At 37.0% G+C, this 25387-nt stretch carries 14 protein-coding genes; 10 read left to right on the top strand and 4 right to left on the bottom strand.

Going from position 1 to position 25387, the window contains the following annotated elements; all coding sequences use genetic code 11:
• Positions 1 to 2 precede the first annotated feature (2 nt).
• From lptB to rlmN, 4 genes are all read left to right on the top strand, one after another.
• Positions 3 to 797, top strand: a complete 795-nt coding sequence (lptB, locus tag ACFINX_RS00690) for an LPS export ABC transporter ATP-binding protein (protein ID WP_012754448.1) — start codon at positions 3 to 5, stop codon at positions 795 to 797.
• A gap of 912 nt (positions 798 to 1709) precedes the next feature.
• On the top strand, positions 1710 to 2174 hold the full coding sequence (ptsN, locus tag ACFINX_RS00685; protein WP_375611353.1) for a PTS IIA-like nitrogen regulatory protein PtsN: 465 nt from the start codon (positions 1710 to 1712) through the stop codon (positions 2172 to 2174).
• A 1885-nt stretch (positions 2175 to 4059) separates the two neighbouring features.
• Entirely contained in the window at positions 4060 to 4563 is a 504-nt protein-coding gene (locus ACFINX_RS00680; RefSeq protein WP_375611465.1) for an invasion associated locus B family protein, read from the top strand.
• A gap of 41 nt (positions 4564 to 4604) precedes the next feature.
• Complete coding sequence (rlmN, locus tag ACFINX_RS00675) at positions 4605 to 5831, top strand: 23S rRNA (adenine(2503)-C(2))-methyltransferase RlmN (protein ID WP_375638148.1); 1227 nt, start codon at positions 4605 to 4607, stop codon at positions 5829 to 5831.
• A 790-nt stretch (positions 5832 to 6621) separates the two neighbouring features.
• On the opposite strand, the gene ACFINX_RS00670 is transcribed toward rlmN, so the two are convergent.
• Positions 6622 to 7263 (bottom strand): LysE family translocator, encoded by a 642-nt coding sequence (locus tag ACFINX_RS00670; protein ID WP_375612781.1) that lies wholly within the window; start codon positions 7261 to 7263, stop codon positions 6622 to 6624.
• A gap of 170 nt (positions 7264 to 7433) precedes the next feature.
• On the opposite strand from ACFINX_RS00670, the gene ACFINX_RS00665 reads away from it, so the two are divergent.
• The 6 genes from ACFINX_RS00665 to trxA all read left to right on the top strand — a co-directional run bounded on the left by ACFINX_RS00665 (position 7434) and on the right by trxA (position 19761).
• A complete protein-coding gene (locus tag ACFINX_RS00665) occupies positions 7434 to 8669 on the top strand; it encodes an argininosuccinate synthase (RefSeq protein WP_375612782.1) in 1236 nt (411 codons plus the stop codon).
• A gap of 373 nt (positions 8670 to 9042) precedes the next feature.
• Positions 9043 to 10704 carry a lysine--tRNA ligase gene (locus ACFINX_RS00660; RefSeq protein ID WP_375620882.1) on the top strand — a complete coding sequence of 554 codons (1662 nt, stop codon included), beginning with the start codon at positions 9043 to 9045 and terminating at the stop codon, positions 10702 to 10704.
• Positions 10704 to 12278, top strand: a complete 1575-nt coding sequence (locus ACFINX_RS00655; protein ID WP_375638149.1) for a peptide chain release factor 3 — start codon at positions 10704 to 10706, stop codon at positions 12276 to 12278. The genes ACFINX_RS00660 and ACFINX_RS00655 overlap by 1 nt, the downstream gene beginning before the upstream one ends.
• A gap of 386 nt (positions 12279 to 12664) precedes the next feature.
• Positions 12665 to 15787, top strand: coding sequence for a double-strand break repair protein AddB (gene addB, locus ACFINX_RS00650; RefSeq protein WP_375668166.1), 3123 nt, complete (start codon positions 12665 to 12667; stop codon positions 15785 to 15787).
• On the top strand, positions 15784 to 19260 hold the full coding sequence (gene addA / locus ACFINX_RS00645; RefSeq protein WP_375668165.1) for a double-strand break repair helicase AddA: 3477 nt from the start codon (positions 15784 to 15786) through the stop codon (positions 19258 to 19260). Before addB ends, addA begins: the two co-directional genes overlap by 4 nt.
• 177 nt (positions 19261 to 19437) lie before the next feature.
• A complete protein-coding gene (gene trxA, locus ACFINX_RS00640) occupies positions 19438 to 19761 on the top strand; it encodes a thioredoxin (RefSeq protein WP_375611361.1) in 324 nt (107 codons plus the stop codon).
• A 680-nt stretch (positions 19762 to 20441) separates the two neighbouring features.
• Here trxA and tsaE read toward each other — a convergent pair.
• Genes tsaE through ahcY form a run of 3 tightly spaced genes read right to left on the bottom strand, consistent with a single transcriptional unit; the run spans position 20442 to position 24861 of the window.
• Positions 20442 to 20912 (bottom strand): tRNA (adenosine(37)-N6)-threonylcarbamoyltransferase complex ATPase subunit type 1 TsaE, encoded by a 471-nt coding sequence (gene tsaE / locus ACFINX_RS00635; protein ID WP_375611362.1) that lies wholly within the window; start codon positions 20910 to 20912, stop codon positions 20442 to 20444.
• Positions 20913 to 20963: 51 nt separating this feature from the next.
• Entirely contained in the window at positions 20964 to 23429 is a 2466-nt protein-coding gene (locus tag ACFINX_RS00630) for an ATP-binding protein (protein ID WP_375668164.1), read from the bottom strand.
• 34 nt (positions 23430 to 23463) lie between these two features.
• Positions 23464 to 24861 carry an adenosylhomocysteinase gene (ahcY, locus tag ACFINX_RS00625; RefSeq protein WP_375668163.1) on the bottom strand — a complete coding sequence of 466 codons (1398 nt, stop codon included), beginning with the start codon at positions 24859 to 24861 and terminating at the stop codon, positions 23464 to 23466.
• Positions 24862 to 25387 lie beyond the last annotated feature (526 nt).

Genomic DNA, 25387 nt, shown 5'->3' with positions numbered 1-25387 from the left:
TCATGTTTGGAATCAAAAGAAAAAAACAGACCGATAGGTATAATCTTGAAAGTGAAGCTTCAAAAAATCCCTTAAAAGGGACCTTGATTGCCAGTAATTTGATTAAAGTTTATCGAGGAAGACGAACTGTTAATGGTGTTTCTTTTGGCATTCGTACGGGAGAAGCCGTTGGCATTTTAGGGCCCAATGGGGCAGGTAAAACAACTTGTTTTTATATGGTGACAGGGCTTATAAAATCTGATGGAGGATCCATTAAAATTGATGGATTTGATATTACGCATCTTCCGATGTATCGACGTGCGCGTTTAGGTATTGGATATCTTCCACAGGAAGCGTCTATTTTTCGTGGTCTTTCAGTAGAAAATAACATTAAAGCTGTTTTAGAGGTCGTTGAAAAAGATCGCCTTAAACAACGTGAAGAGTTAGATAGCCTTTTACATGAATTTAAAATTGATCATTTACGTAAAATGTCTGCACTTTCGTTATCTGGAGGTGAACGTCGGCGACTTGAAATTGCGCGCGCTTTAGCTTCTCGTCCCCATTTTATGTTACTTGATGAACCATTTGCAGGAATTGATCCTATCGCTATTTTCGATATTCAACAACTTATTCGTCATTTAACGAGGCGTGGCATTGGTGTTTTAATAACGGATCATAATGTGCGTGAGACATTAGGGCTTGTCGATCGCGCTTATATTATTCATACAGGGCGGGTGTTAGTTCACGGTTGTCCTAACGATATTATCAACAACGTTGATGTACGCAGAATTTATTTGGGAAATCAGTTTTCTCTTTGATTTTACAGCTTTCACGAGTTTCCATTTAAGTTTAACCAAACATTATTACTGAAAATTTCCTTATTTATGCCAAAACTTCTTTTATGACTATAACCTTAATGTTGTTATTGAGTGGTGAAAAAGGCTTCATCATTAGAGGTTAGTTTGTTGTTTTATAAGTTTAGCTTACTCATAATTGTATCATAGAAAAGATATCACTAGATTAACGTGATAATGAGTGATAAACGAAGCTCTCAATAAATGCGTGTGTTATTGAAAGGTAAGAGATATTTATCATATTTTTCTCTGTCGAATCAAAAAATATATCGATGATGCTGTTTTAGGTATTTTGATGGGAGCACCGGTTTATATATTGCGGTTATTCAATAGGAGTTGTCGTATTTTATTGGTTTATATCGCCTATTTGAAAATAGGAGCTTGGCTACAGATATCAGGCTAAATCTATAAATCTTTTAAAATAATCATTAAATTTCTAAAAATCTTTATATTCTTGTTATAAGTCGATGTTCAAGCTATACAGTAATTTTCAAAGTAAAGGTCCATTTTGCTCAGTATGCTTTTCATCTTAATTTAAGGGCTCATTGTTTAAAGAAAGAAAAACTCTGATGGCGGATTATACATCAACTCTTATGACAAGTTTAATAAGTTTATGAATAATGGCCTTTTCTAGAGTCGTAAGGAAATTAACTTTATGAACAACTTCATTTGTTTGGTTTCTCATGCCGTTAATGATGATCCGAATACTATTTATTATTGTTTTAGAAGTGATATGAGATGTATTGAGCCATCACCCATTATAAATTGAAAAGTAAAAACACATGCGATGTTGCGAAAAGTGAAAGAACATTAAGTATCTATAGCGTTTATAGGTTTATTGATGAGCATTTTAGCGTGTAAGAGGAAAATTAAAGTATGAATTTGAGTGAGTTAATAGCACCGGAAGCGATCATTCCGGCTCTTAAGGCTAATTCGAAAAAACAGGTTCTGCAAATTTTAGCCGAAAAAGCTTCCAAGCTAACAGGTCTTAGTGAGCATGTGATTTTTGATGTTGTTTTACAACGCGAGAAGCTTGGTTCAACGGGTTTGGGTGGAGGTATTGCGATTCCTCATGGAAAATTACCTGATATTAATCGGATCATTGGTATATTTGCACGTCTTGAAAGTCCTGTTGATTTTGAAGCTCTTGACGACGAACCTATAGATCTCGTTTTTCTCCTTTTAGCACCTGAAAATGCTGGTGCAGATCACTTAAAAGCTTTATCACAGATCGCACGTGTTTTGCGTCACACTGATGTTGTACAAAAGTTGCGCAGTACGCATAATGCCAATGCGCTTTATGCTTTATTGATTCAAACTTCAGAATCAAATGCAGCTTAAAAGTTATTATGAGCGTATAAATTGCGAGGTATGCACTACAGAGCGTAGGAAATAATATAATTTGCATCTTAAGACTAATAATAAAAGGTTATGTCATGAGATTTAAGAAAATTACTTCTAATTGAACCTTCTTTTTAAAGAGCAACCAACAAAAACGAAGGGCTTTTCCTTTCTTGTTCTCGTATATTAAAGCATCTAATTATTATGTTCGTGGATTCTTTTATCCTGTTATACTGTAAAAACACTATCATTTGAGATATGGTGAGATAAATTCTGTAAGTCTTCTTAATATATTAAGTGCTTTTAGAGTGCGTGGTAAATATTTTTAAACAGGACTTGTCTGTAGAGCCTTTAGTTAAGTGAATCACATGAGTGGGAAGAAAAGAGGAGATCGCTCGACAAGAATCCAAACTTTTTCAGTCCAGATTGGATTAAGAATCTTCGTCCTTTGAAAGCGGGAAAGAAATCAACAGAAAAGTTTATTTGTGCATTGAATTTTTTTGTAAGTTGAGTTTGAGTGTTTAGGGATAATATTTTAATGCTCAAGAAAAAATAAGAGATATATTGTATCTTCAGTATAGCAAGATATTGATTTTAAATATAATTCACTATTTCGCATGTTGGATGAGAGATCCGAATATTGTAAAATTCTCTCATTCCAAACTTGTTTATGTTGAATCAATCAAAACCATTTCCTTGCACGTTGTAAACGGAATTAGCGTGTGGATAAAAACTGTACAAGAAAGGGGTAAAAATGCTTCCTATGAATCGTCTAAAGTATCGAGAGTTGTGCAAAACATTGGGAGCTGGAAAATAGTGTTATGGTGCCAGCTTTCTTCTTCACAAGTGGAGAGATCAACTATTTTATAGATATGATTTAGATGTCTGCTGTTGTATAGAGCTCATGCTAAAGAACAATTTTGTACGGTAAGAATGAAAATTATACCTTTAGGTTGGGTGAAAGAGTTTTTATGCATAGGAAGATTTATTTAAGTGTCTTTAATTGATTAAAATATTTCTAAAAAAACGGTAATGTTAGAACTGCTATAGAAAAAAGTTTTATATTTCTTTTTATAAATTACTTAGAAATAAGATAAGGAGACTTTCCCAAAGAATTCTTAAGAAGTTTTTTATAACAGAAAGAAAAATATCGTCTAATACATTAAAATAATACGATTAAGCTATTATAAGCTACTAAAATCATTTTAGAAATTAATAATTGGAGATGAAATATATAGGGAAATAAGATCAAAAGAAACAAAATTGTATGTGATTATTGAGATAGAATCTAAATTCTTTATGTTTTATTATTAATATCTTGATAATATTTTATTATTTTTACAAGGTCTTTTGAAGATTGAGAAAAAGTGTTATCGGGACGATATTGAATACGAAATATGAATGCACTATAATGAGTAAAAGATGGAGTATTCTGCGAACATAAATGTATTGAATGCATAAAGTCGAGAAGTGATATTCGTAAGGCGATTAAGCTTTTTTGCGGGGAGTCTGGGGTGTATTTTCAAAATTTTGCATCAGATTGCTTGTGATATAAAGAGTATGGTTTATTTCTTAACAGAGTGATGGTATATTTTCATCTCGTTTTGAAGTTCTATAGCTTAAAGAAATCGTTTTTTATACAAAAACGAAATAAGTAGCGCAAAATGAAGATATTATTTTTTAATGTGGTTATTGAATAAGAAGTTTATGTTTTGGTAACGATTAAAAGGTCACAATGAAACGTAGAAATCTATTTTGATTAGTGTGAAAATATTTCGCTTATTGAAGGAATTAGGACAATAACACATGAATATCGAGGAGTTTTTGTTGAATTTTTCCAATGAAGAAAATCTTGTTAGAGACTAAAGAAGTGAGCTAAATGAAGATGTTTGAAAAGACTGTTATTGCTGCATCTGTAATGGTTCTTGTTACAGCGGGAGTGGCATATGCACAAACGCCAAGCCGTTTAAATCAATTTGAAGCGTGGGGAGCCTATTCTTATAAATCGCCCAAAAATACGATTTGCTATGTGTTATCGGTACCTTTGAAGGCTCTTCCAACGACAGTTAATCATGGTGATAACTTTTTCTTGGTTACCAAGCGTTCTCATTCACCTATTTCGTTTGAACCGCAGTTTATGGCTGGTTATACCCTTCAAGAAGGGTCGAGAGTGACAGTGACCATTGGAGGTAAGGACTTTGATTTTTTCACGAAAGATTCCTCAGCTTGGCTGGCGTCATCAGAGCTAGAAAAGCAGCTTGTTTCTGCTATGCGTGCTGGAAGCAATATGACAGTGCAAGCGATATCAAAACGAGGAACGCATACCACTTATACTTATTCCTTAAAAGGGGTCACTGCTGCATTAAATGCAGCTCAAAAGTGCCATTAAGGTTTCGATAACTCTAAAATAGTGATGTGAATTGGAAAGCAATGGCCATTTCTTATGACCTTAGACCAGTTGGTTCATGTTTTGCACGAAAAACAGATAATGTGGTCGTGAAGGAGAGTTCTAAGCTCTCTTTAATTGGTTTGTCGCAAGATGAAATGATGCAAGCTTTAAAGACAGTTGGTGTACCAGAGCATCAAACGCGTATGCGTGTGCGTCAGCTTTGGCATTGGCTTTATGTGCGTGGTGTTTCAAATTTTGATGAGATGCTGAATATTTCTAAAGCAATGCAAGAAACACTTAAGTGTCATTTCTCCATTGCGCGCCCAGAAATTGTTGGAGAACAAATATCAAAAGATGGTACGCGTAAATGGCTCTTACGTTTTCCTGCACGTGGAGCTGGAAGGCCTGTTGAAATTGAAACGGTTTATATCCCTGAAGAAGGACGTGGTACTTTATGTCTTTCATCGCAAGTAGGGTGTACGTTAACCTGCTCTTTTTGCCATACGGGAACGCAGACGCTTGTTCGTAATCTGACCGCAGAAGAAATTTTGGCACAATTATTGGTTGCACGTGATTGTTTGGGTGATTTTCCTGATAAGAATACCCCTGATGGAGCAATTGTTCCCATTGAAGGACGAAAAATTACCAATATTGTTATGATGGGAATGGGAGAACCTCTTTATAATTTTGAAGCTGTTAAAAAAGCTTTATTGATTGCCTCTGATGGCGATGGACTTTCTTTATCAAAACGTCGAATTACGCTTTCAACTAGTGGAGTTGTTCCTGGAATTATCCGAACTGGAGAAGAAATTGGTGTTATGTTAGCAATTTCACTCCACGCAGTACACGATACACTAAGGGATATGCTTGTTCCCATTAATAAAAAATATCCGCTTGCTTTACTAATGGAGGCTTGCCGTAATTATCCTGGTCTTTCCAATGCAAAACGAATCACATTTGAATATGTTATGCTGAAAGATATCAATGATAGTTTAGATGATGCTAAGCGATTGATTCAGTTATTGAAAGGGATTCCTGCTAAGATTAATTTAATCCCTTTTAATCCGTGGCCAGGGAGTAATTATCAATGTTCTGATTGGGAGCAAATCGAGCGTTTTGCTGATGTCGTTAATCAAGCGGGCTATGCTTCTCCTATTCGGATACCGCGTGGACGCGATATTTTAGCTGCATGTGGACAGCTTAAATCAGCTTCAGAGCGCTTACGTAAATCTGAACGTTTACGACTTGAAAATGCCATTGGTCATTAGGTAACGCAATTTTCAGCGATATCGAGGCCTATACTTTTTTGTTTGTAATTTAATATCCAAACTTCATGCGATGGCATATGTGAGACAGAGATTAAGATGGATAAGTGCTAGACGAACAGTTTCAGCGTTTATATGCTAAATGGGGTAAGAGATTGTCTATAGTCTGTTTACATAATCTCTGAAATAAGAAGGAAACCTAATTTAGAGGGAATATGAGGTCTTAAGGATTATAACTAATTTCTACCTTATTATCATACTCGTTAATTCGGTTTTATGTCTTTTAAAAGCATCTACGGTAATATCTTTTAAAAAGTGGAGATTGTGCACTGCCTCATGCTTTTGTTTATTATTTTCTTAAATAAGATCACGCATCACAAGCAAAACAGAGGATCTAAAATATAAATACCATTGAGTTATCCATTGATATGTTTTTTAAGTATCTCTTAGTACACTCTTCATATCACGATAATGCTTGTGAGGAGTATAACAAAAAGCTTCTGTAAATGTATTGTACTCCTACACCTTTATGTTTAATAAAGGTGTAAATTGGTACCACCATTCTATTTTTCAGCTCCCAATGTTGTAACAGCTTTTAGTACTTGAGATGGTTTATAAGAGGTGTTTTTATTCTTTTCTTAGATAGTTTTTATCCATACGAAAACTCCAGCTTCTCTTGTGATGTACAAAGGAAAGGTATTGTTTTATCCAAAACAAACAGGTTTGAAATGAAAAAATCTTATAATATTTGTTTTTTTTATTTAAATTAAAAGCGATACATTACACGTATAAATCAATGTTTTGTAACCACAAGGAGATGGAGGGCAAAGCTGGTAAAAGTACCAGCAATAAGCCAGTCGAGAAAGCGAATATAAAGAGGGTTCTTTTTGAGAGTTTTGGTAAGTTTATGCGCTGTAAAAACGATTGCAATTGTAATGGGGAAAGAAATAGGAATATAAGAGAGTCCTAAAAAGAGCAATTTTTGTGTTGCCATAGGATCATTCGCATTGATAAATTGTGGTAAGAATGTCGCGTTAAAGAGTATAACTTTAGGATTGAGAAGATTAATTCCAATACCAGCAAGATAGTTACGTTTAGCGCTTTGAGATTTAGAAGATGTCTGTTCAAAGGAAAAAGTGGGGTTTCTCCGTAAAGCTTGAAAGGAAAACCATAAAAGATAAAAGGCGCCAACAATTTTCAGAAGAACAAAAGTATGTGGTGCAGCAAAAATAAGCGCTGATAAGCCAAGTGCTACAGCGGTAACCTGAATGGCAAACCCTGTTGCACTACCCAAGGCGCACATAATTCCAGCTTTTTTGCTTTGTGTAATGGTTCGTCCTACAGAAAGCATCATATCTGGTCCTGGAATAAGTGCTAAAATCAACGATGCTAAAGCAAATTGTACAACAATAGACCACTCCGGTAGAAATGACACGTAAATCTCCTTTTATTTTTAAGCAGTGTTCACTATTTATACTTTGAGGCACCTTTATTTACGCTTTTTGCGTCTTTTTAATGTTGCTTAAAAAGAATTTATTTTTATATTTCTTGCATCGTTTTGATTTTTGGGTAGAAATAAAAAAGTAGCTCATATAGAACGTTAAAATGAAAAAGTGGCAAAATATTAGAAAAGTTGTTTTGGCTTATTCAGGTGGATTGGATACGTCAATTATTCTTAAATGGTTGCAAAGTGCGCTAGGTGTTGAAGTTGTAACTTTTACAGCAGATTTGGGGCAGGGGGAAGAGCTAGAACTTGCTCGTCGTAAAGCTGAAATGCTAGGTGTTAAAGAGATCTACATTGAAGATTTGCGCGAAGAATTTGTGCGTGATTTTGTGTTTCCGATGTTTCGAGCCAATACCGTTTATGAGGGGACTTATCTTTTAGGAACATCAATTGCACGTCCACTTATTTCAAAACGCCTTATTGAAATTGCTGAGGAAACAGGGGCAGATGCCATTGCTCATGGAGCAACAGGAAAAGGCAATGATCAGGTACGCTTTGAGCTTTCCGCTTATGCGCTTAATCCTGATATAAAGATTATTGCTCCATGGCGTGATTGGGATTTTAAGAGTCGGACAGATCTCTTTGAATTTGCTCGTATTCATCAAATTCCTGTAGAAAAGGATAAGCAAGGTGAAGCGCCTTTTTCAGTGGATGCAAATTTATTGCATTCTTCATCAGAAGGAAAGATTTTAGAAGATCCAGCACTTCCTGCTCCTGAATATGTCCATATGCGTACTCTTTCGCCGGAAGATGCTCCAGATCAAGCAACCAGAATTACTCTTGGCTTTAAAAAAGGCGATGCTGTTTCAATCAATGGAAAAAATTTATCACCTGCAACTTTACTTGCAGAGTTAAATCATTATGGGCGCGATAATGGTATTGGTCGGTTAGATTTGGTAGAAAATCGCTTTGTGGGTATGAAATCACGGGGTATTTATGAAACACCAGGTGGAACCATTCTTTTGACGGCTCACAGAGCTATAGAATCTTTAACGTTAGATCGTGGCGCAGCTCATTTAAAAGATGAATTGATGCCACGTTATGCAGAACTCATTTATTATGGATTTTGGTTTTCGCCGGAACGTAAGATGTTGCAGGCAGCTATTGATTTATCTCAAGAACATGTTGAAGGTGAAGTCACGTTAAAGCTTTATAAGGGGAATGTAATTATTGAAGGGCGCCAAAGTAAAAAATCACTTTATTCCAGTGAGTTAGTAACTTTCGAGGATGATCAAGGTGTTTATGATCAAAGAGATGCAACTGGTTTTATTAAATTAAATGCTCTACGTTTGCGTACATTAGCAATGCGTCATCAAGGTGATAAAGAAAAGAAATAGAAAATTACGGTGACAAGTGTAATATGGATTAGTGCTTTTGTATGAAATGCCTAGTTTAAGCATTTTTCTGTTGGTTTTTACCGTTCTTTCGTTCAATACTAGAAGCTTATCTTCTGCGCTAATAAATATAATAAGCAAAACCCATGATAATAATAGCAATGAAGGCTTCGATAATCAAAACAGGTCAATTTTGCTTTATAATATTGAATGTTTTTGATTTTTATCAGAACAAAATATATTTATAACGAGGGCGGTTTTTGTATAGTGACTTAAGAGTATAAAGAAATTTTCATCTTTTTGCTTGCTATTATTGACGAATAAATTCAAGAACCATACACCCTATTTTGAAAGAGTGTAATTTTTAGGATAAATAATGATGCGTGATCAGTGTGATACCCTCAACCTTACGCCTGAATTAAAAGATGCAGCTTCTCAATCGAGAACTTGGCCATTTGAAGAAGCACGTAAGATTATCAAACGGTATGAAAAAACGGGTTATCCAGACAGTGTGATATTTGAAACAGGTTATGGCCCTTCTGGTTTACCGCATATTGGAACTTTTGGGGAAGTTGCACGTACAACCATGGTGCGTCATGCATTTCATATTCTCACGGAGAATAAAGTAAAAACAAAATTACTTTGTTTTTCTGATGATATGGATGGTTTGCGCAAGGTTCCTGAGAATGTGCCTGATCGCGAGAGGATGGAACATTATCTTGGTCAACCGTTGAGCCGTGTACCCGACCCTTTTGGAGATGATTATCCTTCTTTTGGAGCGGCAAATAATGCGCGGTTACGGGCTTTCCTTGATCGTTTTGGTTTTGATTATGAATTTGCAAGTGCTACGGATTATTACAATTCCGGTCGTTTTGATGAAACACTTTTGAAAATCCTTGCCTGTTATGACAAGGTTATGGCAATTATTTTACCAACATTAGGTGAAGAACGGCAAGCGACCTATTCACTCTTTCTACCGATTTCTCCCTTTTCTGGAAAAGTATTACAGGTACCGATGATTGCGCGTAATGTTGAAAAAGGGACTGTCACTTATATTGAACCTGAAACAGGAGAAACCATAGAAACAGAGGTTACGGGGGGCAAAGTTAAGTGTCAGTGGAAGGTAGATTGGGCAATGCGTTGGACAGCACTTAGCATTGATTATGAAATGGCCGGAAAAGACCTTATCGATTCCACAAATCTTTCTTCTAAAATTTGTAAAGTATTAGGTGGAACCCCCCCAGAAGGATTCAACTATGAGCTCTTTTTAGATGAGAAAGGGCAGAAAATTTCCAAATCCAAGGGAAATGGCTTAACCATTGATGAATGGCTTACTTATGCCCCAACAGAGAGTTTAGGGCTTTATATGTTTTCAAAACCTAAAACAGCAAAAAGGCTTTATTTTGATGTTATTCCTAAAGCTGTAGATGAATATTATGCTCATCTTTCTGCTTATGGTCGTCAAAAATGGCAAGAACGGCTCAGTAATCCTGTATGGCATATTCATAATGGTTGTCCACCGCAGGTTGATTTGCCTGTATCCTTTGCGATGCTTTTAAATTTGGTAAGTGCTTCAAATGCAGAGAATGCAGAAGTTCTTTGGGGTTTTATTTCTCGTTACGCTAAAGAAGCAAATGCACAAACTTATCCAGAACTTGATCAATTGGTGAAGTTTGCCATTAAATATTTTGATGTTTTTGTTAAACCAAACAAGAAATTTCGTATACCAGATGATAGCGAACGAGCAACATTAGCACAAATTGATGAAAAATTAGCTCATTTACCTGAAACTGTTGATGGCAACATATTACAAAATATGCTTCTTGATGTTGCAAGGTTAACGGAACGCTATCAAGATCATAGCAAAAAAAGCCCTGAAGGTGGGCCTGGTGTTTCTAATGTTTTTTTTCAAATGTTGTATGAAGTCCTTCTTGGACAAGAGCGAGGTCCACGATGGGGATCATTTATAGCGCTTTATGGGATTAATGAAATGCGTGCACTGATTGCTGAAACACTTGCACGTCCTGTGGAGGAATAATGGAACGAAGAGTGCAGGAAGTAAAGCGACGCCGTACATTTGCAATTATTGCTCACCCAGATGCGGGGAAAACAACATTAACAGAAAAGCTTTTATTGTTTGGTGGTGCTATTCAACTTGCAGGAGAAGTAAAAGCCAAAAAAGATCGTATTCAAACCCGTTCTGATTGGATGAATATTGAGCGTGATCGTGGTATTTCCGTTGTGACTTCGGTGATGACGTTTGAATATGAAAATCATATTTTTAATCTCCTAGATACTCCAGGACATGAGGACTTTGCGGATGATACGTATCGCACTCTCACAGCTGTTGATAGTGCTATCATGGTATTGGATGGGGCACGCGGAATTGAGCCAAGAACACTGAAATTGTTTGAAGTATGTCGGATGCGGGATATTCCTATTGTTACTTTTATCAATAAAATGGATCGTGAGGCACGTGATCCTATAGAGCTTTTAGATGAAATTGAAGAAAAGCTTGCTCTTGATACCGCCCCCATAACATGGCCCATTGGGTCGGGTAAAGATTTTGTCGGGACCTATGACCTTCATCATAACCGTTTTCGCCAAAAAGATGATGAGATAACACAGCGGATCGTTTCAAATCCCAGTGAGGTTGTCCATTTACTTCCCCAATATCAACGTTCCACTTTTCTTGAAGGAGTAGAACTCGCTCAAAGTGTTTGCAAGAATTTTGATCTTCAAGCTTTCCGTGAAGGTCATATGACACCGGTTTATTTTGGTTCAGCTTTGCGAAATTTTGGTGTTCGTGATTTGATCAATGCGCTTATAGATTTTGGTCAAAGTCCTCGTGATCAAAGTGCAGATCAGCGCAATGTCATAGCAACTGAACCTAAAATGACGGGATTTGTTTTTAAAATTCAAGCGAATATGGACCCTAATCATCGTGATCGTATTGCATTTTTTCGGGTATGTTCTGGAACACTTGAACGTGGTATGAAAACAAAGTTGGTTCGAACAGGAAAACCGATGACACTTTCGGCTCCACAATTTTTCTTTGCGCGTTCGCGCCAAATTGCTGATCAAGCCTATGCTGGTGATATCGTAGGGATCCCTAATCATGGAACATTGCGTATCGGCGATACTTTGACTGAAGGAGAAGATATCCTCTTTAAGGGAGTACCAAATTTTGCACCAGAGATTTTGCGTCGTGTTTGTTTAGGCGATCCAATGAAAGCAAAAAAGCTCAAAGAAGCTTTGCAACAAATGGCTGAAGAAGGGGTTGTACAATTGTTTATTCCTGATGATGGGTCGCCTTCTCTCATTGGTGTTATTGGTGCTTTGCAAATTGATGTCTTAAAAGAACGATTAAAAATAGAATATTCTTTGCCAGTGAATTTTGAGTCTGCGCGCTTTAATTTATGCCGTTGGATTTCAGCGCAGAGCAAAGATGAGTTGCAAAAGTTTCTCAGCAATCACCGCTCTGCTATTGCGTATGATTTAGAAGGTGATCCAGTTTTTTTAGCGGAGAACCATTTTTCATTAAATTATGAAGCAGAAAGAGCTCCTAAAATAAAATTTTCTGCTTTTAAAGATTATCAAGTACGCTCTTAAAATAAAGAAGAATTTTTTATGTAACAATTTGGTTGATAATGATTTTTCATATTGAGTTGGGGATCTGAATATTGTTATTTTTTCTGAAAACAAAAGGAGTATGTAAAGAACACTTTCAGATTGCACTGTATAAAGAATACGGTAAATTTATTTTATAATATTCAATAAGTTATAATATATTTGTAATTGTAACGTCTTTTAAAATTTTGATATATTTTTTCACAATAGCTTAAGACAAGGTCATATATTTCAGTATTTTGAATGTCAGCTAAAAATCTCCTGTATAAATAGAGCTTTTCAGTTTTTTCTTGTATGAAAATTGTATACAGTCAAAATAAAGCAAATAATCAATAAGATGAAATTTGTTATTCCCAATATGAGATCATATGACTTATAAACCACGTGTCTTTTCTATATCTTCTGGAATGGCTTTTTTGCCTCACTTTGTTGAGGCACTGCTCTCCGGTACCCTTATTGATAATTTCGCTCCCAATGGAGACATTCAAACTGCTCTTGCCGATAGCTTTATTTATGTTCCGACACGTCGTGCTGCTCGCGCTTTACGTTTAGCCTTTGTTGAAAGAAGCGATACACAATCAACTTTCTTACCAACCATTCGTGCTCTAGGAGATGTCGATGAAGACAGTTTCCTTTTTGTTGAAAATCATACCAGCACTCTGAATCCACCCATTGGAAAAAGTGAACGCTTACTGCTTTTAGCGCGCCTTATTCGCCCATGGCGTGAAAATTTACCTGCGCATCTGCGTGCCATGTTTGGTACAGAAGATGTACTTATTCCGGCTCATAGTGCTGATGCAATTTGGCTTGCTCAGGATTTAGCGCATTTGATGGACGAAATTGAAACAGAAGGAGCAGATTGGTCGAAACTTAAAGATATTGCACCTGATATGGTCGCTGAATGGTGGCAAATAACGCTCGACTTTCTGACTATTGTTACGCAAAATTGGCCACAAATCTTGACCGAAAGGCAACGAAGCAATCCCGCGGAATGGCGTAATCAAGCACTCACAATGCATGCAGAGACTTTGCGATGCACGCAGCCTGATAAACCTATCATTGCTGCTGGTGTGTCAGGTTCTATGCCCGCAGTTTCTCATCTTTTAAAGGTTATAGCTTCTCTGCCCAAAGGGGCTGTTGTTCTTCCTGGCCTTGATCTTCATATGGATGAAGAACAATGGAATGCACTAAGCACAAGCAATAAAGAAAAAACAGCTTGTGATTTTTTTGATCCTGCAGAAAATGTTTTTAGCCATCCTCAATATCATTTAAAAAAACTTCTAACTCTCATGGAGTGTCAACGTCATCATGTTTGCGAAATTGGCCAACAAAGTATAACAAAGAAAAAACGAAAGGCTCTTTTATCAGAAGCACTCCGACCTGCTTCTACAACAGATAAATGGATACAAATTGTCCGTGATGATTATGAAAATCTTTGTGCAGATTGGTCATTTATTGAAGCTATAAATGAACGTGAAGAAGCTCTCGCTATAGCTGTTACCTTACGCAAAGCTATTGAAAAACCCAAAAAAACTGCAGCCCTTATTACAAATGACCGTAATTTAGCACGCCGTGTTGCCGTGGAATTACAGCGATTTGGAATTGAAGCAAATGATTCAGGCGGAATACCACTTGCACAAACATTGCCTGTAACTCTCTTACGACTTATCTTAGAAAATGTATTGCAACCTGATGATCCCATTGCTTTTCTTTCTCTTCTTAAACATCCCCTTACAACACTCCAACAAAATCGTCATCGTTTACGGGAAATGGCAGAAAATTTTGAACTTTTTGTTCTTCGAGGGAATACAGGGCGCATCAATCTTTGCGAGTGTGATCAATTTCTTGAAAAATGGATTGATACATCCTTTCATAATAGTTCTGAAATCGACACCCTTGATCAGCAGAAATGTGAAGAAGCACGTCTCCTTTGTCATCTTTTAAAAAAAGCTGTTGAGCCTTTAACGTCTCTTATGAAACAAGAGAAAGAATGCACCATCAATGAGGCTGCAATAGCAACTGTTGAGGTTTTTGAAAATTTTGGTCGCAATGAGGATAATTCTCTTGCACATCTTTATCAACATGAAGCAGGACAAGCCTTATCAAATTTTTTGCGTGAATTGGTCAGTGATCAATCGGGATTAACATTTCATCTTTGCGAATGGCCTGCTATGTTTTCTGCCATAATAGCAACTCGTTCCGTCGCACCTTCGCCTGGAGGACATCCACGTTTATTCATCTGGGGTACTTTGGAATCGCGTTTGCAAACGGTTGATACAGTGGTCATCGGCGGTCTTAATGAAGGGTCATGGCCAATATCAACCCGAAATGATGCTTTTTTATCGCGACCGATGAAAATGATGTTAACTCTGGAACCACCAGAGCAGCGTATTGGTCTTTCTGCGCATGATTTTCAATGGGCGATGGGAATGGATAAAGTGGTGATGAGCCGAGCACTACGAGTTGATCATGTTCCTTCTCTCCCTTCACGCTGGCTACAACGCTTAGAAACTGTCGTAGGACAACAAGTTTGGAAACAAATCCGTGCACGAGGTGAAAAGATACGCCATTGGGCAAAGATGCTTGACAATACGGACATGTCTGCTTGTGCAACACGCCCTTGCCCTGTGCCACCCATTGCAGTGCGTCCACGTCATTTTTCCATCACCGAAATAACAACGTTACGCCATGACCCTTATGCCATTTATGCTAAAAAAATCTTAAGGCTCAAACCACTTAAAGCCCTTATTCATGACCTTGGTGCTTCTGAACGCGGAACACTTTATCACGCTATTCTTGCAGATTTTTGCACACAAATAAAAAATCTAAATGCTGCAAATGCATTAGATGTGTTGCTCGCTATTGGACGTAAAGAATTTGATAAGTTTAATTTGCCTGCTGATGTTGAAACAATCTGGTGGAATACATTTGAAAATCTTGCTCCCTTTATTTTGCAATGGGAACAAAGTCTAGAACCCCGAATACGACATTCGGAAGTGGAATCGCAAAAAATACCCATAGGTACAACAGGGGTAACTCTTTCAGGACGTGCTGATCGTATTGATATATTGCCAAACAAAACGGTTGAAATACTTGATTTTAAAACGAGTACACCCCCTTCATCAAAACAGGTTCGCGAATTATTATTTCCACAATTAGCATTGGAAACCGCTCTATTAATGAGAGGAGCTTTTACAGATTTTCAAAATCTGTCCCCCTCAAAACTATTTTATATTCCTCTTAATGGAAAAGGTAAGATTACTCCTCAATTAATTCTTTCAGAAAAAGCGGAAAAAGATCACCAAAATGTTATTAATCTTGGTGAAAGGGCGTGGGAACATCTTATCGCGTTAATGGAGTATTATCAAAATCCACAACAAGGCTATCTTTCACACGCAGTCCCTATGTTAAAACAATATGAAAGTGACTATGATCATCTGGCACGCTTATGGGAATGGTCAAATGGATTTCATAAAGGAGATCAATCATGACTCTTTTTTCTATTCCTGAAGCAGCCCTTGATGCACAAGCAACAGCAACACATCCAAAAACACATGTATGGGTTTCTGCAAATGCAGGATCTGGAAAAACCCATGTTCTAACCGAACGCGTTATTCGTTTGCTTTTAAACGGTACTTCTCCAGCACGTATTTTATGCCTTACTTACACGAGAGCCGCCGCCGCTGTTATGCAATCACGTATTTTTCGCACGCTTTCCAGTTGGAATGAACTCGATGATGCACAGCTGCAAGAAACCTTAACACGGTTTGAAAATAAACCCGTCAATGCGCAAAAATTGACTTATGCACGCCAACTCTTTGCTCGTGCTTTAGAAACACCTGGTGGCTTAAAAATCCAAACGATTCATGCTTTTTGTGAATCTCTTTTGCATCAATTTATGTTAGAAGCCAATATTGCTGGACATTTCGAACTCATAGATGATGTCAACCGCAAGAAATTACTACAAGAAGCCCGCTGCCAACTTTTGAAGCATCATGACGTACAACCCGCTCTAAAACAGCTGCTTAAGGTTATCAGTGAACATACTTTTAACCAATTGCTGTATGAAGCAGCTGAAAAGCAACATAAACTGTCTGATTTTTTGTCTTCTCTTCTGTCTGAAAATGGAGAAGAAAAATTGCGGGCGCTATTTAATTTAGCACCTGATGATACAAATCAGCAATTACTAGAAAAAATTCAACAGACTGCTCGTCTTCCTCTTTATGCTTTTACCCATTGCCAAACTCATGGGAATAAAAACACCAAGAGTATCATTGAAAAACTTCCCCAATTAGAAACCGCTTGTAATGAAGAAACTATTATTGATATTGTTTCAAATATTTATTTTACAACAGAAGGTAAACCTCGTAATTTTGCACTTATATCGTCTAAAAAATCAGATGAAATTTGGCCTTTTATTCAACAAATGCTTGAAGATAAACAAAACAAGCTTTCTGTTCTTTTAGAAAAATATCAATGCGCAAAGGTTGCCACCCTCAATATGGCTGCTTTTCAGCTCTGTACTATTTATCTCAAAATTTATAAGAATTTAAAAAAGTCCAATGGCTTCTTAGACTTTGATGACCTTATTGAGCGTACACTTCATTTGTTACAGCGCAAAGGTGCAAGCCAATGGGTGCACTACAAACTTGATAAGGGTCTTGATCATATTTTGCTTGATGAAGCACAAGATACGAACCCTGATCAATGGAAAATTATTCAACTTTTAGCGCAAGAATTTTTTACAGGTCATAGTCAACGTGACAATATACGTACTCTTTTTGCTGTTGGAGATGAAAAACAGTCTATTTATTCCTTTCAGGGCGCTGCACCAGAAAATTTTGCTGCAAATGGGAAAATTATTCAAAAAAAAGCACAACAAGCAAAGCAGAAATTCGAAAAAATACAACTGCATTACTCTTTTCGCTCTACAGCAGATGTTCTTAAAAGCGTTGATCTTGTTTTTGAAACACCAGAAAATTATAAAGGGCTTTCGGCAGAAAATACAAAAACCATACACGAAGCTATCCGTACTCACAGTCCAGGTGAAGTTATTTTATGGGATGCCATTTCTAAAGAAAAAGACGAATTTCCTGATGATTGGCATGTAACTGTTGATCATTTAGATACACCAGCAGTACGTTTGGCAGAAAAAGTTGCTGAAACTATTGCAGGCTGGTTACAAAAAAGAGAAATGCTTCCAGCAAAAGGGCGGTTATTGCGTGCTAGTGATATTATGGTTTTGGTTCGTAAGCGTGATCAATTTGCCCTAGCGCTTTCTCGTGCCCTTAAACAACGCAATATACCTGTCGCTGGTGCAGACCGTTTACAGCTTATAAAACATATGAGCGTGCGTGATTTAATGGCACTCGGACGTTTTGTTTTGCAACCACAAGACGATTTGTCTCTTGCTTGTGTTTTAAAAAGTCCACTCTTTGCGCTTAGCGAAGAGGAACTTTATCAACTTGCCGCTCACCGTACAGGCTCTCTTTGGAAAAGCCTTTGTGAACAGGCATCGTCGCATATTCCTTTTAAAGATACTTTTGAAAGCTTGAGTCAATATCGTACTTTAGTGGATAAAATACCAGTCTTCGAATTCTATAGCCGTATTCTGAATAATGATAAGGGAAGACAAAAAATTTTATCGCGCTTAGGCTCGGAAGCCAATGATGTGCTTGATGCTTTTATGGACTACACACTCGCGATTCAAAAAACGGGGTTACCAGGATTACAAGCTTTTTTGGAAACATTAAGTGTCAGTGAACCAGAAATTAAACGTGAGTTTGACCAAAATCATGAAGAAATTCGCATCATGACTGTTCACGCCGCAAAAGGACTGGAGGCTGCTGTTGTATTTTTAGTTGATCCCGGTAGTGCGATTTGGCATCCCCAGCATTCACCTCACTTGCTTGAAGTTCCCTTGAACAATGCATATTTGAGTGACCAACAAGCTTTTATCTGGCGCCCTAATGCAGAATTCGATACAATGCCTTCTAAACAAGCAATTTTGCGTTTAAAAGAGCGTGCTGAAGAGGAGTATAGGCGCCTTCTTTATGTAGGAATGACACGCGCTGAAGATCGCTTGTTTGTTTGCGGGTATAAAGGTCCGAAAACGCCATCTCATACATGGTTACAACTGGTAAAGAGAGCTCTCGAACCACATGCGGTAGCTATAAAAGGTCCTGCGGAAGATATTGCAGCTTGGCGTTATTGCATTACACCGCCTTCTTCTACTTCTATAAACCAAAAAATTTCTTCCGTTGAGTGCCAAACACTTCCACCTCTACCAGACTTTTTCTCCCATAAAGTCCCAGCAGAACCGGTGCTCCCAAAACCGTTAAAACCGTCAGTGGCGAGCCTTTCCATTGAAGCTGATACAGAGCTATTCTCAAATCCAAAACAGTTTACCACTTCACCTGTTTTAGGAGCCATGAACACAAACAGAGCTTTTTCCATTGAATATGGTAATCTCGTTCACCGATTGTTACAGTATTTGCCCGATTGTCCCCCACAAAAACGTCGAGATTATGCTCGAAACTATCTCAATATCAAAGCCTCTCATTGGCATGAGAGCCAAAGAGAAGATGCTCTTTGCCATATTTGGAAAATATTAGATCATGTTTATCTCAAACCCCTTTTCTCTGAGCATTCACGTGCTGAGGTCTCCTTAATGGGTATTGTGAAAATTCGTGGAAAAGAACAAGCAATCTCTGGTCAAATTGACCGTCTCTACATCACGCAAAACAGCGTTATCTTTGCAGATTTTAAAACAGGAACCCCGCCAGAAAATGAAGCTGCTATTGCTTCCCATCATTGGTTGCAAATGGCTCTTTATCGAAAATTATTGCAAGCTATTCATCCCAATAAAGATATACAGGCTCTGCTTATCTACAGTAAAGAAGCCAAAATTTTTAAACTTCCTCCAGAAAAACTTGAGGCATTTCTTAGTGAAGTTGCCTTATAAGTTAGTCTTTTCCCTGCAAAGCATTTTTACACTTTATTTACTTTCATAAAATCGCTCAAACAAACACAACGCACAATCCCTGGTATAAAAAAGTCCTTTAATAATTTATCTTTGCAATAACTTGATATGAATTGTTATTATACCAATCTATAAAAGGTGAATATAAAGGATAAATCAATGACGTGTATAAAAGTTGATAAGGACAATTTCGAAAGTGAAGTTCTAACCTCTTCCACCCCTGTTGTGGTTGATTTTTGGGCAGAATGGTGTGGCCCTTGCAAAGTGATTGCTCCAATTTTGGATGAAATTTCAATAGAAATGCAAAATCAAGTTAAAATTGCTAAGGTAAATATTGATGAAAATCCGGAACTGGCTACCCAATACGGAGTACGTTCTATCCCTACATTACTAATGTTTAAAAATGGAAATATTTCATCGAATATGGTTGGCGCTACCTCTAAAGGACGTCTTTCTGAATGGATAAAAGATGGGCTTAGTTAATTCCACATATAATCACTATAAAGGAGAGAAATTTTGTCTCTCCTTTTGACTTTTTTAAAATATTCTTTTTTGCATTATATTATAATGAAAAGACAATAAAAATCAAAATTTTAAATGAATTTAAGAATTCGTGCTTTTATGCATGATTCAATTGACCATTTTTTATAAAAAATTGCTTTGTATGAAGAATATATGCAATTCTTTCCTTATAGGCGCGTTAAAAATATTGGGTGAATGATAATTTCATTAAAGGTATTTCTTCTTAGATAAGACTATTGAGATAGATAGTATTTTCAACACATAAAGGGAGATTTTAAGCAAAAACTTTGCAAATTACTTTTCTGAAGCTCACAATTTTTAAGCAGAAAGAGACAAGCAATTCACTACAGGTTATATAATGCTCTTATAAAGGGTTATCACTTCAATTTAAAATTCTCTTATACTATTCTCTAAAATCAAAATTGTAGGTATCAGATTCTCTAAAATAAATTGATGAATTTCTATAAATTAACGGCTGTCCTTTGCAATTTATGTCATTGTTATATAAAAGAGTCAGCATTTCGTTTCATCTTCCATGGTTGGTGCCTCCATGAAGCCTTCTTTATGTTGTCCATCATCTCAGATTTCATAGGTAGTACTGAGGTATTATCAAATTAAAAAATGATGATGTTCATGTTTTTTTAAAATGTACGAATTGTAAAAGACTGTTGCAAACATTCAATGGAATGTTGCGCTGATCTAACTGTTACATGACGCCCATGTTCTTTATAGTGTAAGGTGAGTGCAAAAGTGGCGAGTTCTAAAAGAGCTGTATTTCTTTCTGGCCATTCAACAAGTAAAATATTTTTCTCACGAGCTTCATGAAGCCCTAATTCATCAATTTCTTCTGCCATAGAAAGGCGATAAAGATCAGCATGAATAATTTCAAACTTTGGAAGTTGATAGCTTTGCACAAGAGTAAAAGTAGGGCTTGGAACATCTATAGTGTTATCGTTCGCAAGTGTTTGAATGATTGTACGTGCAATGGTTGATTTTCCAGTTCCAAGATCTCCTTGCAGCGTTACAAGATCTCCTGGCTTTAAAGAAAGAGCTAAATTTTGTGCAAAAAGCTTTGTTGCCTCTTCATTTTCAAGAAAAAAACTAAAATTCATTAAAAGTTCCATGAAATGGATGAAAAATTTTTGTTATCATAAAGGTTAAAATTAAAAAATCGTATCTCCTTTGGAGAGTGGGAAAAAACATTTAACTGTTGTTCCTTTTCCAGAACCGGTAAGAATTTCAACATGTCCACCGTGTAGTTCAACGAAACTTTTTACAAGGGAAAGGCCAAGACCCGCTCCCGCACGCCCACCATGGTGTGAATGGGAAGAAAAACGTTTAAAAATACGATCAAGAACGTCTTCTGGGATGTCAGAGCCCTGATTGTGAACGCTAAAGACAATGTTATCATCTTGTTCATCGACGCAAAATTCAATAGTACTCGCCTCCGTTGCAAAATTAATAGCATTACTCAGTACATTCACAAAAATTTGATGCAAGCGCTTTTCATCAGCAGAAATAGAATTTAAGGAAGGAGAAATTTGTTGTAAAAGCGTAATATGCCGTCCATTAAGGCGATCTTCTACACGTGCTACTGCTTGTATCATAGCATCGGCAATGTTAACCGATTTTATGTCCAACTCCATAATGCCTGCATCAAGGGTAGCAAGATCAAGAATATCGTTAACAATATTTAAAAGAGTTCCTGATTCTGAATGAATGTGTTCAAGATATTCTTGTTGACGTTCATTGATAGAGCCGAAAATTTGATCACGTAAAATATCGGAAAATCCAATAATATTGGTGAGAGGTGTGCGTAATTCATAAGAAACATGTTGGACAAATTCATTACGCAAACGATCAGCACTTTCTAATGCTTCATTTTTTTCTTGAAGAGCACGCGCAACATGGACAGTGTCCGTAACATTCACAAAAGTAAGCATCGTTTGTCCATTAGGAAGAGGGACTAGAGTATAGTCAATAATCATATCATTTTTAAGATCTATACGACCTGAAAATGTTTCACGTTTTTCAGCAAAACCGGTAATGAACTTGGTAAATTGATCCCATTCTTGCCCCAAGGTTAAGGCTGAACAATGGCTTTGTAACTGTGTAATATGGGTTCCTTCTACCAGTAAATTATAAGGAAGAGACCACAATTTCGACAAGGCAGGATTCGATAAGCGAAGGCGTCCATCAGTACCAAAAACGACCACACCTTCAGAAAGTTTATCAAGTGTTTCACCTTGTATTTTAATAAGTGTATTATAACGGCGCTCAAGATCAATTTTTTCAGTAAGGTTTTCGTAAAGCCAAGTGACACCTCCTTGTGGATGAGGGTTCGAGACAACACGCACTGTACGCCCATCTGGAAGATTCCAAATTTGTTGGTTCGATTCTGTTTGCCAATAGGCTTTTAAAAGTTCTTCTTTCCATGCGCGCCAATCAGGGTGTTCAGCAATGAGCCCCTTTTCACGTAAACGTTCAAGAAACAATGTATGGCTTGGTTCACTTTCTAAAAAAGAACTCTCCAACGGCCATAAAATTTTGAAAGCGTGATTACAGAATTTTAATTTTTGGTTTGTATCAAAAATGGCTACAGCTGTTGAAATTTGGTCAAGTGTTTCACAATGACTTTGAAGAACATATCTTAATTCATGAGCAAGATTTTCATAGGCGCTGTCATCACGTGCAAAAGCTGCCATCCCTTCAGCTGTTGTAATACGTGTGAGATGAAAACGGTGCCGTTCTCCACCAATAACCGTATGAACATGTTCTTGAAAAATTGTTTCTGTTTCATCTGTTTTGCGTTGTGTATTTTCATTGAAAAGATCCCCCACGTCATCACTGTCTTCACGAAAGTCTGTCATTTCTCTAAAGGCGCGATTGATAAAACAAACTTTTCCTTCACAATCTTTTATCCATACGGGCTCTTGAATAAGATCAAGAAGATTACGCTGCATTCTCAGTTCAGTAAGAAGGCGGGCGATATCTTTCTGTAAACGAGCATTTTCACTCTGTTGTTTTGAGATATCTTGAAAACGAGCAATGGCGACTGTTCCTGCGATGACTCCTGTAACTTGTAGCAGTACATTGTTTGTGGTGGTGATAGAAAGATCAAAAGGGTGACATTTACAACGGAGTTGAGTCAATGCATAATCAAGTTCTCGCAGAGAATTTTCTTCAACCCAGAGCTCAAAACGCTGAAAATCTTTCTGATCGATTCCTATTTTTTGCAATGCGGAAAGAGCACCAACAACATGGGGTAAGGTTGTTGGATTTTCCCAAATAAGAAGGAATTGCTCGGTTTCTTCCAGAAGCCATTCATAATATTTAAGTTTTTCAGAAAAATTTGCCTGAATTATCTTCAAAGGCTTCTGTGCAGTTTTTTTTGCACGCATAATAACAGCTAGGCACGTGAGAAGTGAAGCACAAGAAATTCCTCCACACAGCGCTAAAAGCAGCCATGGACTATTTGGAAAAGTGAAGAAAAATGGTAAATAACCTTCCAATGACTGAGCAACAGCGCATGTTGGAGAAAAAAAGAAAAAAAGGCAAAATATATACGTATAGATTCGGATCTCTTTTTGAGTTTTTTCTTTGGGGTTATAGTCACCAAAGCTGAGCACGACATCTTTCCCTTTTTTAACCCAAGGAAACGTATTAGTAACGGTAATGGTTTGGTTTATAAGGTCCTTGTGGTGAGACTCCAATATAAGCGGCTTGTTCTTCTGATAAAACACTTAATTTTATTCCTAACCGATCCAGATGTAGACGTGCAACCTTTTCATCAAGATGTTTAGGCAAAACAGTGACTTCATTTGTATAGTGTTCTGTACGGGTAAAAAGTTCAATTTGCGCTAAAACTTGATTGGTAAACGAAGCTGACATGACAAAAGAAGGATGCCCCGTCGCATTGCCGAGGTTTAACAAACGCCCTTCAGAGAGCAAAATGATGCGTTTTCCATCGGGAAAGGTGATCATATCAACTTGTGGTTTTATATTTGTCCATGGCAAATTTCTAAGGGCAGCGACTTGGATTTCGTTATCAAAATGACCAATATTTCCAAGAATACACATATCCTTTACTTGTCGCATATGGTCTAAACGAACAACATCTTTATTGCCTGTTGTCGTGATGATAATATCAGCACTGGAAGCAGCATCATCCAAATTAACAACTTCATAGCCATCCATAGCGGCTTGAAGAGCGCAAATAGGATCAATTTCTGTTACTTTAACACGAGCCCCAGCACCAGAAAGAGATGCTGCTGAACCTTTACCTACATCACCATAACCACAGACAATGGCAATTTTACCGGCGATCATCACGTCTGTTCCACGTCGAATACCATCGACCAATGATTCTTTACATCCATATTTATTATCAAACTTTGATTTAGTGACGCTATCATTAACATTAATAGCAGGAAAAGGTAGAAGTCCTTCTTTTTGTAACTGATAAAGACGGTTTACACCTGTTGTGGTTTCTTCGCTTACACCTTTAATTGCTGCACGCTGTCGTGTAAAAAAACCTGGCGTTGCATCCATACGCTTTTGTATTTGTTTGAAAAAAATTTCTTCTTCTTCTGTTTTGGGATGCGATAAAATATCTTTATTTTGTTCTGCACGACTTCCCATTAAAATATAGTTTGTGGCGTCAGCTCCATCATCTAAAATAAGATTGGAAGGATTACCATCTGGCCATTGGAAGATTGCATCTATATAAGTCCAATATTCTTCCAATGTTTCACCCTTAACGGCAAATACAGGAATGCCAGTTGCGGCGATAGCTGCTGCTGCATGGTCTTGCGTAGAAAAAATATTGCTAGAGCTCCACCGTATATCGGCGCCAATCGCTTTTAATGTTTCAATTAAAACAGCTGTTTGAATTGTCATGTGCAATGAGCCAGAAATACGCGCTCCGCGCAAAGGTTGGCTGGAAGAAAACTCCTTACGACAAGCCATCAAACCAGGCATTTCAGTTTCAGCAATATTAAGTTCTTTACGACCATAAGCGGCAAGTGCAATATCTTTGACAACAAAATCTTGAGCTGCCATTCTTCATTCCTTTAAAATAAGTTTTTCCAAGACGGTAGGAGAAATTAAAAAAAAATGCAAGACAAGAAGAGGACTTCTCTATGTGAAAAAGCTCTTTTAAAATCTCTAGAGGGAATACCTTTTAAATAATAAAAATGGTGCATTGCTTCACAGTTTTTATATCGATTTTTTATGGGATAATATCGAAAGTAGTATACCCATATTCTACTCACTTATGCGGTTGTTGAAAAAGGAAGTATTACTTTAATCTCATTATTAAGCTTTTTAGCAAAATAATATAATGCAAAGCCATAGGCTATCATGTTTATGAATAGGCAATTCAGAATCGGTTCTTTAGGATTCCAATATTGCATCTGCTCTTGGATAAAGACAGTTTATAAGAAGTGCTTTTCTCCTGTTTTCAAAGATTTTTATCAAAAGACTATAGATATACGATTAAACATTTTTTGTGATACTGAATAGAGTATTTAAAATGTAAAAACATCACTCTATTGAACACTCTGATTTTAAAACTGCTAACAACGAG

The sequence above is a fragment of the Bartonella sp. AP36NXGY genome (genome assembly GCF_042195865.1).
GTDB lineage: Bacteria > Pseudomonadota > Alphaproteobacteria > Rhizobiales > Rhizobiaceae > Bartonella.
This window is presented reverse-complemented; position numbering and strand designations above follow the sequence as displayed.

Bases quoted from the DNA above. Each gene is read 5' to 3' on its own strand.
- lptB (WP_012754448.1), top strand. From the start codon at position 3: ATGTTTGGAATCAAAAGAAAAAAACAGACCGATAGGTATAATCTTGAA.
- ptsN (WP_375611353.1), top strand. From the start codon at position 1,710: ATGAATTTGAGTGAGTTAATAGCACCGGAAGCGATCATTCCGGCTCTT.
- ACFINX_RS00680 (WP_375611465.1), top strand. From the start codon at position 4,060: ATGTTTGAAAAGACTGTTATTGCTGCATCTGTAATGGTTCTTGTTACA.
- rlmN (WP_375638148.1), top strand. From the start codon at position 4,605: ATGGCCATTTCTTATGACCTTAGACCAGTTGGTTCATGTTTTGCACGA.
- ACFINX_RS00665 (WP_375612782.1), top strand. From the start codon at position 7,434: ATGAAAAAGTGGCAAAATATTAGAAAAGTTGTTTTGGCTTATTCAGGT.
- ACFINX_RS00660 (WP_375620882.1), top strand. From the start codon at position 9,043: ATGATGCGTGATCAGTGTGATACCCTCAACCTTACGCCTGAATTAAAA.
- ACFINX_RS00655 (WP_375638149.1), top strand. From the start codon at position 10,704: ATGGAACGAAGAGTGCAGGAAGTAAAGCGACGCCGTACATTTGCAATT.
- addB (WP_375668166.1), top strand. From the start codon at position 12,665: ATGACTTATAAACCACGTGTCTTTTCTATATCTTCTGGAATGGCTTTT.
- addA (WP_375668165.1), top strand. From the start codon at position 15,784: ATGACTCTTTTTTCTATTCCTGAAGCAGCCCTTGATGCACAAGCAACA.
- trxA (WP_375611361.1), top strand. From the start codon at position 19,438: ATGACGTGTATAAAAGTTGATAAGGACAATTTCGAAAGTGAAGTTCTA.
- tsaE (WP_375611362.1), bottom strand. From the start codon at position 20,912: ATGAATTTTAGTTTTTTTCTTGAAAATGAAGAGGCAACAAAGCTTTTT.
- ahcY (WP_375668163.1), bottom strand. From the start codon at position 24,861: ATGGCAGCTCAAGATTTTGTTGTCAAAGATATTGCACTTGCCGCTTAT.